A 16,147-nucleotide genomic window follows, 5' to 3' on the forward strand; every position below is an offset into this window, starting at 1 on the left:
TAAACTCCCGCCTACAATAAAGAGCAGTTTACTTTTATTGTTATCCGTATAACTATAGGTACAGTTACGTAATCATTATTTACTAATTACTTCAAGGAACGAACATGAAACTCATCACTACTATTTTCTTAACCTTATTCCCACTCATCACTTTTGCTAATTCAAGCTTGCCTGCTAATCGCCATATTGCAGTGCAGGGTACTGCAGAGGTATTAGCAAAGCCCGATATGGCTAAGATTTCTTTTGAAGTAATAAGCTTTAAAGACAAATCACTTGATGCAAAACGTGATGTTGATGACCGAGTAAATTTGTTACTTAAAGGTTTAAGCAAGTATGGTGTTAAGGAGACAGATGTTTCTGCTACAAGCCTGTTAACTTACAATGATGACGACAAGTTTAATGTTGAGAGTGGCACAATGATTAATGCAGGATATGTAGCAACAAGAACACTTAAAGTAACATTAAGAAATATTGAAAAGTTGAATGATTTTATCGATTTTGCATTAAGTGTAAAAATTAATGAACTGACGAATATTGAGCTTATGTCTTCAAAAGCCGCGCAGTTAAAAGCTGAAGCAACACAAGGCGCAATAGATAACGCTATAGTTAAAGGGGGTAAGCTTGCCAAAGCATTTGGCGAAGAGCTTGGAAAAATTTACAGTATTAATTCATATTCTAACCGTTCAAGTTATGGTTATGGCGCAGATAATTTTGAGAGAATAGTTGTGACCGGCTCTAAAGTTACTAGAAATCCATTCGAGCAAGGCAGGTATTTACAGGAAACTATTACATTTAAATCATCAATAAACGTGGTATTTGATTTAGAGGTAGATGAATAAGCTAAAATTTTCATTTCAAATACATTTTCATAATGTAAGCTGGCTTTAAGTTTTTGATTAATTTGAAGGTAGCCATATAATGAGCGATGAAAATAACACGTTAAAAGCACAAACTGAGGCAAAAATAGCCGCAGGGCGTAAAGGTAATCCTGATTTTATGAAAGGCGTTGATGAAACGATTGCACAAGCAAAAGCGTTTCAGCAAGGTGCTAATGCACTTGATTTAAACCAAAGCGCACCAAGTTTTGAGTTACCAAATCAACATGGTCAATCGGTGCAGTTAACCGAGTTACTTGCTAAAGGGCCTGTGGTTGTTACTTTTTATCGTGGAAGTTGGTGTCCGTACTGCAATTTACAGCTCAAAGCGCTTCAAGCACGTTTACCTGAAATTCACGCATTAGGCGCACAATTGGTGGCTATTAGCCCACAAGTACCCGATGGCTCACTTAGTAATGATGAAATAAGTAAAATGGATTTTTTAGTGCTGAGTGATCAAAATGCCGATGTAGCAGCAAGCTACGGCGTAGCATGGCAAGTACCCACATTTTTACTAGAGCATATGCGAGTAGACCGAGGCCTAGATTTAGAGTCGGTTAACAATGGCAATAGTAGTGTTTTACCGATCCCTGCCACCTTTGTTTTAGATAAACAAGGTAAAGTGACTTGGCGTTATGTTGACGTTGATTATCGTACTCGTTCTGAGCCAGAAGATATAATTAACGCATTGAAAAATTTAGTATAAAAAACTTAATTTAAAAAGTCAGAACCATCGAAGAGCTTGCAATGCGTAAGCTCTTTAACCTTAATTTAAAGTTTCTAATGCTACCCTCTTATAATAATGCTCAAGGTCGATTACAATACAGCCATCTAAAAGGCGTATTGCCTTTATCTGCACGCTAAAAGAGTGGATTTTATATTTCATGGCAATCAAACTTGCAATTAATGGTTTTGGTCGTATTGGTCGAAATATTGTCCGCGCGTTATACGAGTCTGGTTTGAGCGACGATATAAAAATTGTTGCGATTAACGAACTTGCTGATCCTGAAGCTATTGCTCATTTATTAAAATACGACACATCCCACGGTCGTTTTTCTTTTCCTGTAAAACTTGGTGAAGACACAATTAGTGTTGCAGGCGATACCATTGCACTTTTTTGTGAAGAAAACCCAATTGAATTACCTTGGCAAACGCTCGATGTAGACGTTGTACTTGAATGTACAGGTGTTTATCACTCGCGTGAACATGCGCAGTTACATATTACTGCAGGCGCTAAAAAGGTGTTGTTTTCGCATCCGGCTGATAACGATGTTGATGCTACGATTGTGTATGGCATTAACGACGATGAGCTTAAAAGCGAGCACACAATTGTGTCTAACGGCTCGTGTACAACTAACTGTGTTGTGCCGGTTATTAAAGTATTAGATGATGCATTTGGTATTGAGTCAGGCGCTATTACAACGATTCATGCGTCGATGAACGATCAACAAGTGATTGATGGTTATCATCATGATTTACGCCGTACTCGCGCTGCAAGCCAATCAATTATTCCAGTTGATACAAAGCTCGCCCGTGGTATAGACCGTATTTTACCTAAATTTAAAGGCCGTTTTGAAGCCATCGCTGTACGTGTACCGACTATAAATGTCACGGCAATGGATTTAAGTGTAACGGTTAATACCGATGTAGATTTAAACGCAGTAAATAACGCACTTAAAGCACAAGCAAAAGACCGCTTAGAAGGTATTTTAAGTTATACCGAAGAGCCGCTTGTGTCGGTTGATTTTAATCACGACCCACATTCTTGTATTATTGATGGCACACAAACACGTGTTAGTCACAAACGACTGATAAAGTTATTAGTATGGTGTGATAACGAATGGGGTTTTGCTAATCGTATGCTCGACACAGCGCGTGCTATGATGGCAGTGAATAAGTAATTTATTAATATAATAATTTTAAACGTATTTTTCAGGTTCAGTATCGTTAACTAAGGAGATGTTCATGTCGGTCATAAAAATGGCAGATTTAGATTTAAACGGCAAACGCGTATTAATTCGTGAAGATTTAAATGTACCAGTTAAAGCAGGTAAAGTGACGTCAGATGCGCGTATTCGTGCAGCACTACCTACTATTAAATTAGCGCTTGAGATGGGTGCTAAAGTAATGGTTATGTCACACCTTGGCCGTCCTACGGAAGGGGAATATGATGAAGCGTTTTCGCTAGCACCTGTAGCTGATTACTTAAACGATGCCCTTGAGCAAACTGTACGTTTAGAAAAAGATTACCTAAACGGTGTTGATATTGCGGATAACGAAGTTGTTGTTTTTGAAAATGTGCGCTTTAACAAAGGCGAGAAGAAAAACGACGAAGCGCTATCTAAGCAACTTGCAGCACTGTGTGATGTATATGTAATGGATGCATTTGGTACGGCTCACCGTGCACAAGCATCTACGCATGGCGTTGGCTTATTTGCTGATGTGGCATGTGCAGGTCCATTGTTATCAGCTGAACTAGAAGCGTTAGGCAAAGCACTTGATAACCCAGCTCGTCCATTAGTGGCGATTGTTGGTGGTTCTAAAGTTTCAACTAAGCTAACCGTTTTAGATTCACTTTCTAAAATTGTTGACCAATTAGTTACCGGCGGCGGTATTGCAAATACCTTTATTGCTGCATCAGGTAGCCCAGTTGGTAAATCGCTTTACGAACCAGATTTAATGGATGAAGCGAACCGTTTATGTGCAGCAGCGATTGCTAATAATGGTGAAATTCCGGTACCGACTGACGTAGTTGTTGGTAATGAGTTTTCTGAATCTGCTGTAGCTACGCTTAAAGATGTAAGCGAAGTGACAAGCGACGATATGATTTTTGATATTGGTCCTGATACAGCGAGCAAGCTTGCAAAAATTATTGCAAATGCGGGCACTGTTGTATGGAATGGCCCTGTTGGCGTGTTCGAGTTTGACCAGTTTGGTAATGGCACACGTGCTATTGCACAAGCAATTGCTAACTCAAATGCGTTTTCAATTGCTGGTGGTGGTGATACCTTAGCCGCAATTGATAAATACGGCATTGCCGATAAAGTTTCTTATATTTCTACTGGTGGTGGTGCGTTCTTAGAGTTTTTAGAAGGCAAAAAACTTCCAGCAGTTGAAATGCTAGAGTCTCGCGCTAAGTAATTTTAGTAGCGTAAGTTGAGGGGGTAATAGCCCTCACCGACAATTAATTATTAAATACCTCTCACCCTAATTTAATAGTTAATTTAGACGGAATATTACTGCAAAGCAGTGGTTTTTCGTGGCGTTGTTATAACGCCAAACTAACACATCCGTTCAAACTAGATGGTAGGGAACTACTGTCGATAAATTGGAGAATACCCAATGGCTTTAATCAGTATGCGACAACTTTTAGATCATGCAGCAGAGCATGGTTACGGCGTACCTGCTTTTAACGTTAACAATCAAGAGCAAATGCGCGCAATAATGGAAGCGGCTGACAAAACAAACAGCCCAGTAATCGTTCAGGGATCAGCTGGCGCACGTGCTTATGCTGGTGCTCCATTTATTCGTCATATGATTTTAGCAGCCGTTGAAGAATGGCCACATATTCCCGTTGTTATGCACCAAGATCACGGCACATCGCCAGGTGTATGTCAGCGTTCAATTCAGCTTGGTTTTTCATCAGTAATGATGGATGGCTCGTTAATGAGCGACGGCAAAACTCCTTCAAGCTACGAATACAATGTAGAAGTAACGCGCGAAACTGTTGTTATGGCGCATGCTTGTGGCGTATCGGTTGAAGGCGAGCTAGGTGTACTTGGTTCACTGGAAACAGGTGAAGCTGGCGAAGAAGACGGTGTTGGCGCAGAAGGTATACTAACCACTGAGCAAATGCTAACAGACCCTGAAGAAGCGGCTGACTTTGTAAATAAAACACATGTTGATGCACTTGCAATTGCATGTGGTACTTCGCATGGAGCTTATAAATTTACTCGCCCACCAACAGATGACATTTTAGCGATTGACCGCATTAAAGCGATTCATGCACGTATTCCTAACACGCATTTAGTGATGCATGGTTCATCTTCAGTTCCTCAAGAATGGTTAGAAATTATTAATCAGTATGGTGGCGAAATTCCAGAAACTTATGGTGTGCCAGTTGAACAGATTGTTGAAGGCATTAAGTTTGGTGTTCGTAAGGTAAATATTGATACCGATTTACGTTTAGCATCTACCGGTGCAATTCGCCGTCATATGGCGCTTAACCCATCTAACTTCGATCCACGTAAATACTTAGCTGAAGCAACTAAAGCAATGACAGAGATTTGTGTTGCACGCTATAACTCGTTTGGTACTTCTGGTCAGGCTAGTAAAATTAAGCCAATTTCACTTGATGAAATGCACCTTAAATACTTAAGCGGCGAACTAGACCCTAAAATTAGATAATAGATCAATTTATAATTGATCATTATTAGGGCCTGTTTATCTTTCGAGGTTAAATTTGCAGCAGTATGTTTGGTATTTAGGCAAGGCAGAGCCTATGCAGTGTGGTTATTCCCCATAAATAGGCGATAACGTGGAATAAATGCCAAACATGCGCTGCCCGAAGGGTTCTGCCTAGGGGCAATTTACTCTTTGTTGCTCGGTTTTTACTTAGCCCGCTAGGTTACAAACCTCACGCCGCGATTAAATCGCCCCTAGATTGAACAAATTTTAATCCTGAAAGGTCAACAGGCCCTAAGCCAGTAACTTTGTTGCTGGCTTTTTTAATGTCAGCCCTTTTTATATTGCAGGTTACGGCTTCTATTGATCAGATCGCTGTACTATCAACGCCGTACTTTGGGATCACGCATTTACTAACACAGCCTTTTCGGATCATTACTTTACTAAGCCAAATACACTTTTTCGCTATTTTAGGCTCTGAGATAATTTGATCGTTATTTATTTGTATAAACAATCAACAACTTATGGCTTTGACTAGGTACAACTCTGATCTGAGAGTGGATCGGCTTGGTAAAAATCTGATCCTTTATTTGGGGCTTAGTAAAATTTAGATCTATTTTTAAACGTATTGATTGTTACACAGGCGGGTTTATTAATTTTAAAATGGCTTTAAAGTTACTTTTAAACGATCGATCTGTAAAAAAGTCTTGGTTAGTAAAACAATGATCCCAACTAATTTTGTATTATTTAATGATTCAACTAGCGACAAAAAGCAGATAATTTCAAAAATTAGCTATTTTATAAATTTATCGTAAATCTCTTTTTATTACGTTAAATATTAAAAAGGTTTTAAAAATATGACGTTAATGAGGTTTTTTGTCACTAATTTGTGTTTTTTTTACCATCATTTTAATTTACACGTTACACTTTCATAAAAATGTCATACTTAGTCATAATAATGAAAACTAATTCGATAGCGTAAGAGATAAATTGGAATGTCACGTAAAGTACTAGTCGTAGATGACGAAGCTCCTATCAGGGAGATGTTGGTTTTTGTTTTAGAGCAAAATGGATTTCAAGCAATTGAAGCAGAAGATTACGACTCTGCTATTGCAGCTATGGTTGAACCTTACCCAGATATGGTTTTACTTGATTGGATGTTACCAGGTGGAAGCGGTATTCAAATTGCTAAAAAGTTTAAGCAAAACGAACACACCCGCCAAATCCCAATTATTATGCTTACAGCCCGTGGCGAAGAAGAAGACAAAGTACGCGGCCTTGAAGTAGGTGCTGACGATTATGTAACTAAGCCGTTTTCTCCTAAAGAGCTTATGGCACGTATTAAAGCGGTTATTCGCCGTGTATCGCCAACCTCATTAGAAGAAGCGATTGAAGTACATGGCCTGCGTTTAGACCCTATTTCGCATCGTGTTACCTCAGAAGGTAACGAGCTTGATATGGGGCCAACCGAATTTAGATTACTGCACTTTTTTATGACTCACCCAGAGCGTGTTTATAGCCGTGAACAACTGCTTGATCATGTATGGGGAACTAATGTTTACGTAGAAGATCGCACGGTTGATGTGCACATTCGTCGTCTGCGTAAAGCAATTGGCCCACTTGGACATGACCGTTTGGTGCAAACTGTACGTGGTGCTGGATATCGTTTTTCAAGTAAGCTGTGATCAGCTTAAAGCTTAGCTAATGTATGAAATACGCATGTATTACTACTCTAAGGTAAAGTGAGTGTATGTATCGAGTTGTTAATAAGCAGGCGTTAGTAAAGCGCCTGTTTATCTATTTTTTACCCTTACTATTAATTGGTGTGCTGGTTGGCGCGCCATTTTTGCTTTTATTTTTAGGATCTTTTTCCCTCCTCATTTGGCACTACCATCAACTTTATCGTTTGAGCGATTGGCTACTTAATCAACGTAGCTTTAATCCACCTGAGGGCGAGGGTGCATGGGAGCAAGTGTTTGAAGGTATTTATCATCTACAGCACCGTAATCGTAAAAAACGTAATGAGCTTGCTGATTTAATTCGTCGCTTTCGCGATGGAGCTGAAGCAGTACCTGATGCGGTAGTGGTATTACAAAACGATTTAAGTATTGTGTGGTGTAATCAATTAGCTCTTAAAGTGCTTGGTTTGCAGTGGCCAACCGATCATGGTCAGCGTCTTGATAATTTAATTCGCGAACCTAAGTTTGCTAAATACATGCACAAAGGTGAATTTGACGACGCGCTTGAGCTGGATAATGGCCATAGCATTGAGCAAGTACTAGAATTTAGGGTAATGCCTTATGCAAGCACGCAACTTATGGTTGTTGTGCGTGATGTAACGCGCTTAAAACAGCTAGAACAGATGCGTAAAGACTTTGTAGCCAATGTGTCACACGAACTACGTACACCGCTTACTGTGGTTACTGGGTATCTTGAGATGATGGATGGCGACATGATGCCGCCGCCAGCAATGTGGAACAAAGCGCAAAATACTATGCTTGAACAATGCAAGCGCATGGATAGCTTAGTCAGCCAATTACTATCGCTTTCACGTATTGAAGGTGCTCGTCGCCAAGATAACGATAAAGCAATTAATGTTCCTCAGTTACTTACTTATATTCAAACTGAAGCGCAATCAATCAATCAAGACAAAGAGCACGAGCTTATTTTTGATGTAGACACCTCTTTAGATATTAAAGGCTCTGAGGACGAATTACGCAGTGCATTTTCTAATTTAGTCTTCAACGCGATTCATTACACAAAGCCTGGTGGCAAAGTAGAAGTGTGCTGGCAGCGTAAAAATGACAAAGCGTGTTTTAGTGTTACCGACAACGGTAATGGGATTGCACCAGAGCATATTAACCGTTTAACTGAGCGTTTTTATCGAGTAGATAAAGCACGCAGTAGAACAACTGGTGGCTCAGGATTGGGTCTTGCCATTACAAAACATGTATTAACACGCCACGATAGCCAATTAAATATTACGAGTGAAGTAGGTAAAGGATCGTGTTTTTCTTTTGAATTTTCAATGGATAAGATTGTTCCATTAACTAAAAAATTAAGCTAATCAGTCAAGTCATAAAAGTGTCATTTAAGAGTAATGTAACTGTCATGTACTCACTTTAGAGTGGGCAGCAGTTAGAAAATGGGACGAACAAACCGGAGAACCCTACATGAAATTTAAAAACTTAGTTGCCGCAATGGGTGTGGCTGTTACAACTTTCGTATCTGCACAAGCAGTTGCTTTAGACCAAGATATTCCTGAGTATCAAAAAATTAGTGGTGTTTCAGGTAACTTCTCATCAGTAGGTTCTGACACTTTAGCCAACATGATGACGTTTTGGGCTGAAGAGTACAAACGTATTTACCCAAATGTAAATATTCAAATTCAAGCGGCAGGTTCTTCTACTGCACCACCGGCACTTACCGAAGGTACAGCTAACCTAGGTCCAATGAGCCGTAAAATGAAATCTAAAGAAATCGAAGCGTTCGAAAAACGTTACGGTTACAAGCCAACAGAAGTTCGCGTAGCTATTGATGCACTTGCTGTATTTGTACATAAAGATAACCCAATTGAAGGTCTTCGTATTGACCAAGTAGATGCTATTTTTTCATCTACTCGTAAATGTGGCGCACCAGAGCAAGTTAATCGTTGGAGCGATGTCGGCCTAACAGGCGATTGGGCTGCTAAAGACGTTCAGCTTTATGGACGTAACTCAGTGTCAGGTACTTATGGCTACTTTAAAAAGAAAGCACTGTGTAAAGGTGATTTCCGTAATAACGTAAATGAGCAACCGGGTTCTGCATCGGTAGTACAGTCAATTTCATCTTCATTAAATGCAATTGGTTACTCTGGTATCGGCTATAAAACATCGGGCGTACGTACAGTACCGCTTGCTAAAAAAGGCGATAACTTTGTTGATGCAACACTTGATAACGTTGCGCAAGGTAAATACCCGCTATCGCGCTTTTTATATGTTTATGTGAATAAACACCCGAATAAGCCACTATCACCTATGGAAGAACAATTTTTAAGAATGGTACTTTCAAAAGATGGTCAGCAAATTGTAGAAAAAGATGGTTATGTACCACTTTCTGCAAAGCTAGTAAAAACAGAACTTAAAAAGCTGGGTTTGAACTAATACCAATTGCATTAAATTAGTGAGTTATTATAGCGATAAGAAAATAGCGCAATAACAAGGCTAAAATTATGATACATAGTTGTTCTATATAAATAATTTTTAACGTAGTTAGTGAGTTATTTAATACGCTAGAATGGTCATGTTTTTAATAAAATTGGTATGATAAACCATAGGCAATAAAAAACCGCTCATTGAGCGGTTTTTTTGTGCCTAAAACTAAAAACTTTTAGGCATTAAATATTACCTAATTTTTCGGCTTGTGCTTTACATTGATTATAGCTCTCAACACATTTTCCAGAGCATACTTGTTGCTTTAAGCCCTCAGCAGTTGTTTGCTGTTCACATGTACTTTCGCATTGGTAATTTTGTTGAGCACACTGATTCATTTCAGGGTTTTCAACTTGGTTTTGGCAACCTACTAATAGTGCAAAAGTAAGGGCGACTACGCTTGTTTTTATTAAAGTGTGCATGCTTCTTATCCTTAAAATGGAGTCGCAATAATATTAAATTTCGACTTGAATATTGTCGATCAATCTAACACCACCAAAATAGGCTGCGGCTAAAATAACAAATTGAGTATCTTCGATTGTAGCAGTTTTTAATGTATCTCGTTGAGCAATCTCAAAATAGTCTGGCTTTAGGCCAGCTTGCTCTAAGCTCTGTTTAGCTAAGCTTTCAAGTTTTACGAAGTCTTTTTCGCCGCTTTTAAGTTGCTCAGCGCATGTATTAAGTGCTTTAAATAATACGGTTGCAGTCGCTTTTTGCTCATCAGATAAGTAACCATTACGTGAGCTCATAGCAAGGCCAGAAACTTCTCGCATTGTAGGTACACCAATAACTTCAACCGGAATTGATAGGTCGCGTGCCATGGTTTTAATTACTTGCAGTTGCTGAAAATCTTTTTCACCAAAGCAGGCGTAATCGGGTTGTACAAGGTTAAATAATTTTGTAACTACCGTGGCAACACCTCTAAAGTGACCAGGACGTGAGCCACCACAGTAACCTAATGAAATATCAGGCACATCTACAAAGCTCTGTGCGCCAAGTCCATTTGGATAAATTGTCTCTACACTTGGGGTAAATACAATATCAGTGCCTAGTTCTGCAAGGCCTTGTTTATCTTCGTTTAGTGTACGAGGATAGTTATCTAAATCTTCGTTAGCACCAAATTGCATTGGGTTAACAAAAATACTCACAACGACTTTATCGGCTAAGTTTTTTGCTTTTTCTACTAGCGAAAAATGCCCACGGTGCAAGTTGCCCATTGTTGGCACAAGTGCCACGCTAAGACCCGCTTGGCGCCATGCTTTAATTTGACTACGTAACGATCTGATTTCAGTAATTGACTGCATTATTTAAACTCGTGTTCAGCGCTTGGAAACGCGCCATTTTTAACGTCTGTACAATACTTTTGAACGGCTGCAGGCATATTGCCTGTTTCGAGCAAAAAGTTTTTAGAAAATTTAGGAATGTAACCTGCTGAAATACCAACAAGGTCATGCATTACCAGTATTTGGCCGTCAGTTAAACTGCCCGCACCAATACCAATTGTTGGGATGCTTAGGGCGTCTGTAATGCGTTTTGCCAATGCACTTGGAATACATTCAAGTACTAATAATTGTGCGCCAGCAGCTTCAAGTGCTTTTGCGTCATCAATCATTTTTTGTGCTTTGTCTTCTTCGCGACCTTGTATTTTAAAGCCACCAAATACATGTACTGACTGTGGTGTAAGGCCTAAATGCCCGCAAACTGGGATACCTTGTTGAGTGAGTGTTTTAATACTCTCGTAAAGCCACTCTCCGCCTTCAAGTTTAATCATGTTTGCGCCAGCGCGCATAAGCTCAGCTGCATTTTTACAAGTATCACTTACGCTTGAGTAGGTCATAAAAGGTAAGTCAGCAATTACAAATAATTCGCGGCTACCAGCGCGTACACAGCGGGTATGATATGCAATATCTTGATTGGTTACGCCAAGGGTGTCATCGCCGCCTTGTAGTACCATGCCCAAAGAGTCGCCCACTAAAATAACTTCAACGCCGTTATCATGAAATAACTTTGCAAAACTAGCGTCGTAGGCTGTCAATGCAGTAATTTTGTTATTTTCTGCTTTCATTTTATTTAAAGTAGAAACGGTTATTTTAGACATAATATCCTCGCAGGCAAAAGCCTAGGTTAATTACAGAGGTAATTGTTGTAAGTCGTTGAGCGGTAAATTATTTGCAATGGTTTTTAATGCAATGCCGCTAGGTAAAATAAGTTCAGGTGCAAGCTCTAATAGTGGATAAACCACAAACTCGCGATTATTCAAACCATAATGAGGCACAGTTAAGCGCACCGTATTTATAATTTGATCATCAAATAATAGAGTATCTATATCGAGAGTGCGTGGACCCCAACGTTCAGCCTTTCTTACTCGACCATGCTCAAGTTCAATACGTTGCGTTAAATCAAGTAATTGCTCTGGCTCAAGGGTCGTTTTAATGCACGCTACTGCATTGATATAGTCTGGTTGATCTTGTGGGCCCATAGGCTTACTTGCATAGTAATGCGATACGTTTATAAATTCACAATTAGGCAGCTTTTTAAGCGCGATTACCGCGTTATCAAGCTGCTCTTTTGGTGAGTTTAGGTTGGCACCTAAACCCAAATAAACACAGTGCATGTTATTACTCAGCTGGCTTTTTAGTAGGTCGACGGCGCTTTCGCGGCTTAGGACCACCTTGGTGACCTAAGTTTTTAACCATCTCTTTTTGGCCGTTTATATCTTGGCTTAAGTATTGTGTCCACCACTGGGCAAGCTCAGTGTGCTGTGTTTCGCCTGCATCTACGCGTAAGAGTAAAAAGTCGTAGGCGGCTTTAAAGCGAGGTTGCTGCGTTAGTCTGTAAGCACGTTGGCCTGCACGTTTATCCAAACGGTGCTGAATATGCCAAATATCGCGAGCACCTAAAGTAAAGCGTTTAGGAACCGCAATGTGTTGTGAGTTATCGCTTAGTACTTTATTCATTGCTTGTGCGAAAGCATCGTATTCTGCAAGTTGTTCTTGGCTTTGAATCTTTTTAGTACGTTCAAGCAGCGGGAACCAAAGTAGTGCGGCAAAAATAAACGCTGGTGTTACTTTTTTATCTGCATTAATACGTTTGTCGGTATTTTGAAACATTTGCTGAATAAGCGTGTGTTCTAAGCCACTTGGATTTTTATCTAAGATTTTATCAAGCTCAGGAAACAGTGAGCGGAATAAGCCGTATTTACGCAGCATTAAAAAGTTAGCTTCGGCCTTGCCGTTTAAAAACAGCTTAAGAATTTCTTCAAATAAACGTGCTGGCGGAATGTTATCAAGCAAACTTGCAAGCTCGCTAATTGGCTTTTCACTTTTAGGCGCAATGCTCATATCAAGTTTAGTAGCAAAGCGAACTGCACGTAACATACGAACAGGGTCTTCGCGGTAACGCGTTTCAGGGTCGCCGATTAGCTCAATTTGTTTAGCTTTAATTGCCGCTAAGCCGTTGGCGTAATCGTGAATACTAAAATCTTTGATTGAGTAATAAAGTGCATTGATTGAAAAGTCGCGGCGTTCTGCATCTTCTTCAATACTGCCAAATACGTTGTCACGTAGTAATTGGCCTTCATCGCTTGATTGGCTTATTTGATTTTTGTCTTCTTGCGCTTCGTGGTGGCCACGCATAGTCGCCACTTCAATAATTTCACGGCCAAATACAATATGTGCTAAACGAAAGCGACGACCAATAAGGCGACAGTTTCTAAATAGTTTTTTTACTTGATCTGGCGTGGCATTAGTAACTACGTCAAAATCTTTTGGCTGTTGGCCTAACAATATATCGCGAATACAACCACCAACAAGGTAGGCATCGTAGCCACCGTCTTTTAAGCGGTATAATACTTTGATTGCATTTGGGCTAAATTGTTTGCGAGAAATACCATGCTCACCACGAGTGACAACAATAGGTTCACTGCTTACAGAAGCGCTTTCGGCACTGGTATTCGGGCCGATTATTTGTCGGCAAAATTGAAAAAGCTTGGAAATAATAGTCTGTCTCCTAGAAGGTGTGATTGACTCTGCATCGCAATCAAAAGTTACAGCAAAAGGGGCGGTTATAACCCAGTACAAGCTGTTTGACGTAATTAGCATATATTTAGGCGGCTATCATATACCAGCAGGGTTTAAAAATTAAGTTGATGTGTTGAAATTAAGCCGTTTTTAGCTATTTTATTTACTTAAATGTGTAAATTGGACTTTCTGACTACGTGGATGCTGAGAAATTTGTATTTCGGATACTTGTGGTACCTGTTTTAAGCTAAAGTTTTTAATTCCCCAAGCGATTAATTGTTCAATATTTAAATCGATTAAATCAGCTATAACAGGCAATCCTAAAAATTCAAATGCACTAATTAAAGCAGGCTTTGGATTTTGTTTGCTAATGGCAGGAGCATAATTTTGTTTAGACAATTTGAAACCAGGCTTGGCAACCGCTAAAGGTAAATGAGCAAATTCAGGCACAGGGCTATCGAGTTGTTTAAACAAACTAATTTGCCGAGCGGTTGGCTCAATTAAATCAGCACCTCTTACAATTCGATTAATCCCTTGATCAATATCATCGACGACCACAACAAGTTGATATGCAAATAAGTCATCGCTGCGTTTAATTAAGTAATCTTCATGGGAAAGGGCGCTATTTACCGTTATATCACCCTGAATTAAATCATTAAATTGAGTCGTTGGATGTTGCTGAACTAAGCGAAGCGCACCGGATTGAGTATTATGATTAAGTGTTTGGCAATGCCCCTGATAAATACCGCCAATGGCTTTTATTTGTTTGCGAGTACAGGTGCAACCATAAACAAGGTTTTGTTTTAAAAGTGAGTGGGTAATATCTTGGTATAAAGGCAGACGCTGCGTTTGATATACAACAGGTTCGTCCCAGTGAAGGGCGTAGGCATGTAAGGTATTAAGAATATCGGAGTCGGCGTTTTTAACCACGCGCGTAGTGTCAATGTCTTCTATACGAACTAACCATTTTCCTTGATTAGCTTTTGCATCTAGATAGCTACCCACAGCCGCTACAAGTGAGCCAAAATGTAATGGCCCAGAAGGAGACGGTGCAAAACGACCGCGATATTTACGCATAGGCGCAGTAACGGCTGTAGGAGACATAACTAATTAATAAGTATTAATTAGCCGCGTCCAGATTGCTTTTCTTTGATTTCTGCAAGTGTTTTGCAGTCTACGCATAAATCGGCAGTAGGACGTGCTTCTAAGCGACGTATGCCAATTTCGATGCCACAAGACTCACAAAAGCCAAAATCATCTTCTTTAATCAAATTAATTGTTTTTTCAATTTTTTTGATTAATTTACGTTCGCGGTCACGAGTACGAAGTTCTAAAGAGAACTCTTCTTGTGCAGCGCGGTCAACTGGGTCAGGAAAGTTAGCAGCTTCGTCTTGCATGTGTGATTTAGTACGATCAACTTCGTTACGTAAATCATTACGCCAAGTTTCTAAAATCGCTCTAAAATGAGCACGTTGTGCATCATTCATGTACTCTTCGCCTGGTTTTTCTTGGTATGGTTCTAAACCGGCTTGAGCCAATAAACCATGTTTCTTTTGGTCTGGCATAACTCTCTCCTAAATCCTTAATTTAATGCCTCAGCATTAGCCGGCGGTATAAATAACAGAATCTTATACCCTAGGCAAATTTATTTTTAATTAATCGAATTAGCTTCAACCATGCTTACTGAGTAAAAAGTGTATTAATAGTTTATTTACACTTTTAATTAATTCACATATTCGCTTTCTAAAACTTGCCTTGTTATATGGGCAAAAGCTTTAAAAACAAGTTAATTTTTATAATTCACTTTGTATAACTTTATTTAATTTGAGTACTTTGCTTATTTTGCAAATTACGCTTAGTTCAATCCCTTGGTTTAATACACTATTGTGCAAATACTATTTTTTTATGAAGTAAAACTTCATTAGCAGAAATTGTGGCCTTGTATGCTAATACTTCAACGCCGGCTATTATTGCTTGGCTTAATAGCGTGGCGTATTTTTTATCAATATGCGCAGCTGCACTTACTGTATTTATTCCTTCATGCAAAACAGCGAACAGTAATACTGCTCGGTGGCCTTGTTCGATCATTTCTATTAGTTCGCGAATATGTTTTTGTCCGCGCAGTGTTTGCGCATCAGGAAAGTAGCCTTGCCCGCTTTGTGGTGCATCCTCGCTTAATAATGTGACTGATTTAACTTCTACGTAGCAATCAGGCTTATTTTCGTCTGTGAGTAAAAAGTCGATTCTGCTGTTTTCGCTGCCGTACTTTACTTCGCTTTGCAATTGACTGTAGTCGAGTAGCTCGCTTATTACATTATTGTTTATTGCTTCTTCTACTACTTTATTAGCCACTGCTGTATTTACACAAATAAGCTGCGATAAGTTATTTTGCGTAAGCTCTAATGAATGCGGGTATTTTCGTTTTGCGTTATCGCTTGTTGAATAAAAAGCAGCAAAACCCGGCTCTGCGCATCCCGTCATTTTACCTGTATTAGCACAGTGGGCGGTAAATTCACTGCCATCACTTAATTGCAAATCAGCTAAAAAGCGTTTGTAGCGTTTTAATAAGGTGGCAGGTTGCAGAGTTGGCGTGTACTTCATGATAACTTCCAAAGCGTAAATACTGCACAGCAGTGTGGTTTATGTTATTTACCTCAAG

Annotated in this window: 16 protein-coding genes; 8 read left to right on the plus strand and 8 right to left on the minus strand. The window is 39.5% G+C overall.

What is annotated here, in order from left to right:
- The first annotated feature begins 104 nt into the window (after positions 1–104).
- The 8 genes from AAEY68_RS11275 to AAEY68_RS11310 all read left to right on the plus strand — a co-directional run bounded on the left by AAEY68_RS11275 (position 105) and on the right by AAEY68_RS11310 (position 9,421).
- The gene (locus AAEY68_RS11275; protein WP_350585939.1) at positions 105–839 is read left to right on the plus strand and encodes an SIMPL domain-containing protein; all 735 of its coding nucleotides are present in this window, start codon (positions 105–107) and stop codon (positions 837–839) included.
- Positions 840–918: 79 nt separating this feature from the next.
- The gene (locus AAEY68_RS11280; protein WP_350585940.1) at positions 919–1,581 is read left to right on the plus strand and encodes a peroxiredoxin-like family protein; all 663 of its coding nucleotides are present in this window, start codon (positions 919–921) and stop codon (positions 1,579–1,581) included.
- Between the two features lie 178 nt (positions 1,582–1,759).
- Complete coding sequence (epd, locus tag AAEY68_RS11285; protein ID WP_002961528.1) at positions 1,760–2,776, plus strand: erythrose-4-phosphate dehydrogenase; 1,017 nt, start codon at positions 1,760–1,762, stop codon at positions 2,774–2,776.
- Between the two features lie 64 nt (positions 2,777–2,840).
- The gene (locus tag AAEY68_RS11290) at positions 2,841–4,016 is read left to right on the plus strand and encodes a phosphoglycerate kinase (protein ID WP_007587175.1); all 1,176 of its coding nucleotides are present in this window, start codon (positions 2,841–2,843) and stop codon (positions 4,014–4,016) included.
- A 201-nt stretch (positions 4,017–4,217) separates the two neighbouring features.
- Positions 4,218–5,282 carry a class II fructose-bisphosphate aldolase gene (gene fba / locus AAEY68_RS11295; RefSeq protein ID WP_350585941.1) on the plus strand — a complete coding sequence of 355 codons (1,065 nt, stop codon included), beginning with the start codon at positions 4,218–4,220 and terminating at the stop codon, positions 5,280–5,282.
- A gap of 992 nt (positions 5,283–6,274) precedes the next feature.
- Positions 6,275–6,964 carry a phosphate regulon transcriptional regulator PhoB gene (phoB, locus tag AAEY68_RS11300; RefSeq protein ID WP_006791869.1) on the plus strand — a complete coding sequence of 230 codons (690 nt, stop codon included), beginning with the start codon at positions 6,275–6,277 and terminating at the stop codon, positions 6,962–6,964.
- Positions 6,965–7,029: 65 nt separating this feature from the next.
- Positions 7,030–8,346, plus strand: a complete 1,317-nt coding sequence (gene phoR / locus AAEY68_RS11305) for a phosphate regulon sensor histidine kinase PhoR (protein WP_350585943.1) — start codon at positions 7,030–7,032, stop codon at positions 8,344–8,346.
- Positions 8,347–8,452: 106 nt separating this feature from the next.
- Positions 8,453–9,421 carry a PstS family phosphate ABC transporter substrate-binding protein gene (locus tag AAEY68_RS11310; protein WP_010554592.1) on the plus strand — a complete coding sequence of 323 codons (969 nt, stop codon included), beginning with the start codon at positions 8,453–8,455 and terminating at the stop codon, positions 9,419–9,421.
- Between the two features lie 233 nt (positions 9,422–9,654).
- Here AAEY68_RS11310 and AAEY68_RS11315 read toward each other — a convergent pair whose 3' ends face one another.
- The 8 genes from AAEY68_RS11315 to sfsA form a co-directional block, all read right to left on the minus strand.
- Positions 9,655–9,891, minus strand: a complete 237-nt coding sequence (locus AAEY68_RS11315; protein ID WP_007587168.1) for a hypothetical protein — start codon at positions 9,889–9,891, stop codon at positions 9,655–9,657.
- Between the two features lie 33 nt (positions 9,892–9,924).
- The gene (gene panC, locus AAEY68_RS11320) at positions 9,925–10,773 is read right to left on the minus strand and encodes a pantoate--beta-alanine ligase (protein WP_007587167.1); all 849 of its coding nucleotides are present in this window, start codon (positions 10,771–10,773) and stop codon (positions 9,925–9,927) included.
- Entirely contained in the window at positions 10,773–11,567 is a 795-nt protein-coding gene (gene panB, locus AAEY68_RS11325; RefSeq protein WP_007587166.1) for a 3-methyl-2-oxobutanoate hydroxymethyltransferase, read from the minus strand. The genes panC and panB overlap by 1 nt, the downstream gene beginning before the upstream one ends.
- A 30-nt stretch (positions 11,568–11,597) precedes the next feature.
- Positions 11,598–12,083, minus strand: coding sequence for a 2-amino-4-hydroxy-6-hydroxymethyldihydropteridine diphosphokinase (gene folK, locus AAEY68_RS11330; RefSeq protein WP_007587165.1), 486 nt, complete (start codon positions 12,081–12,083; stop codon positions 11,598–11,600).
- A 4-nt stretch (positions 12,084–12,087) separates the two neighbouring features.
- Complete coding sequence (pcnB, locus tag AAEY68_RS11335; protein WP_257983197.1) at positions 12,088–13,569, minus strand: polynucleotide adenylyltransferase PcnB; 1,482 nt, start codon at positions 13,567–13,569, stop codon at positions 12,088–12,090.
- Positions 13,570–13,647: 78 nt separating this feature from the next.
- Complete coding sequence (gene gluQRS, locus AAEY68_RS11340) at positions 13,648–14,592, minus strand: tRNA glutamyl-Q(34) synthetase GluQRS (RefSeq protein ID WP_350585944.1); 945 nt, start codon at positions 14,590–14,592, stop codon at positions 13,648–13,650.
- 20 nt (positions 14,593–14,612) lie between these two features.
- Positions 14,613–15,053: an RNA polymerase-binding protein DksA gene (dksA, locus tag AAEY68_RS11345; protein ID WP_350585945.1), complete on the minus strand. Its 441-nt coding sequence runs from the start codon at positions 15,051–15,053 to the stop codon at positions 14,613–14,615.
- 316 nt (positions 15,054–15,369) lie between these two features.
- Complete coding sequence (gene sfsA, locus AAEY68_RS11350) at positions 15,370–16,089, minus strand: DNA/RNA nuclease SfsA (RefSeq protein WP_007587160.1); 720 nt, start codon at positions 16,087–16,089, stop codon at positions 15,370–15,372.
- Positions 16,090–16,147 lie beyond the last annotated feature (58 nt).

The organism is Pseudoalteromonas sp. RB2-MNA-CIBAN-0110 (assembly GCF_040309305.1).
Taxonomy (GTDB): domain Bacteria; phylum Pseudomonadota; class Gammaproteobacteria; order Enterobacterales; family Alteromonadaceae; genus Pseudoalteromonas; species Pseudoalteromonas arctica.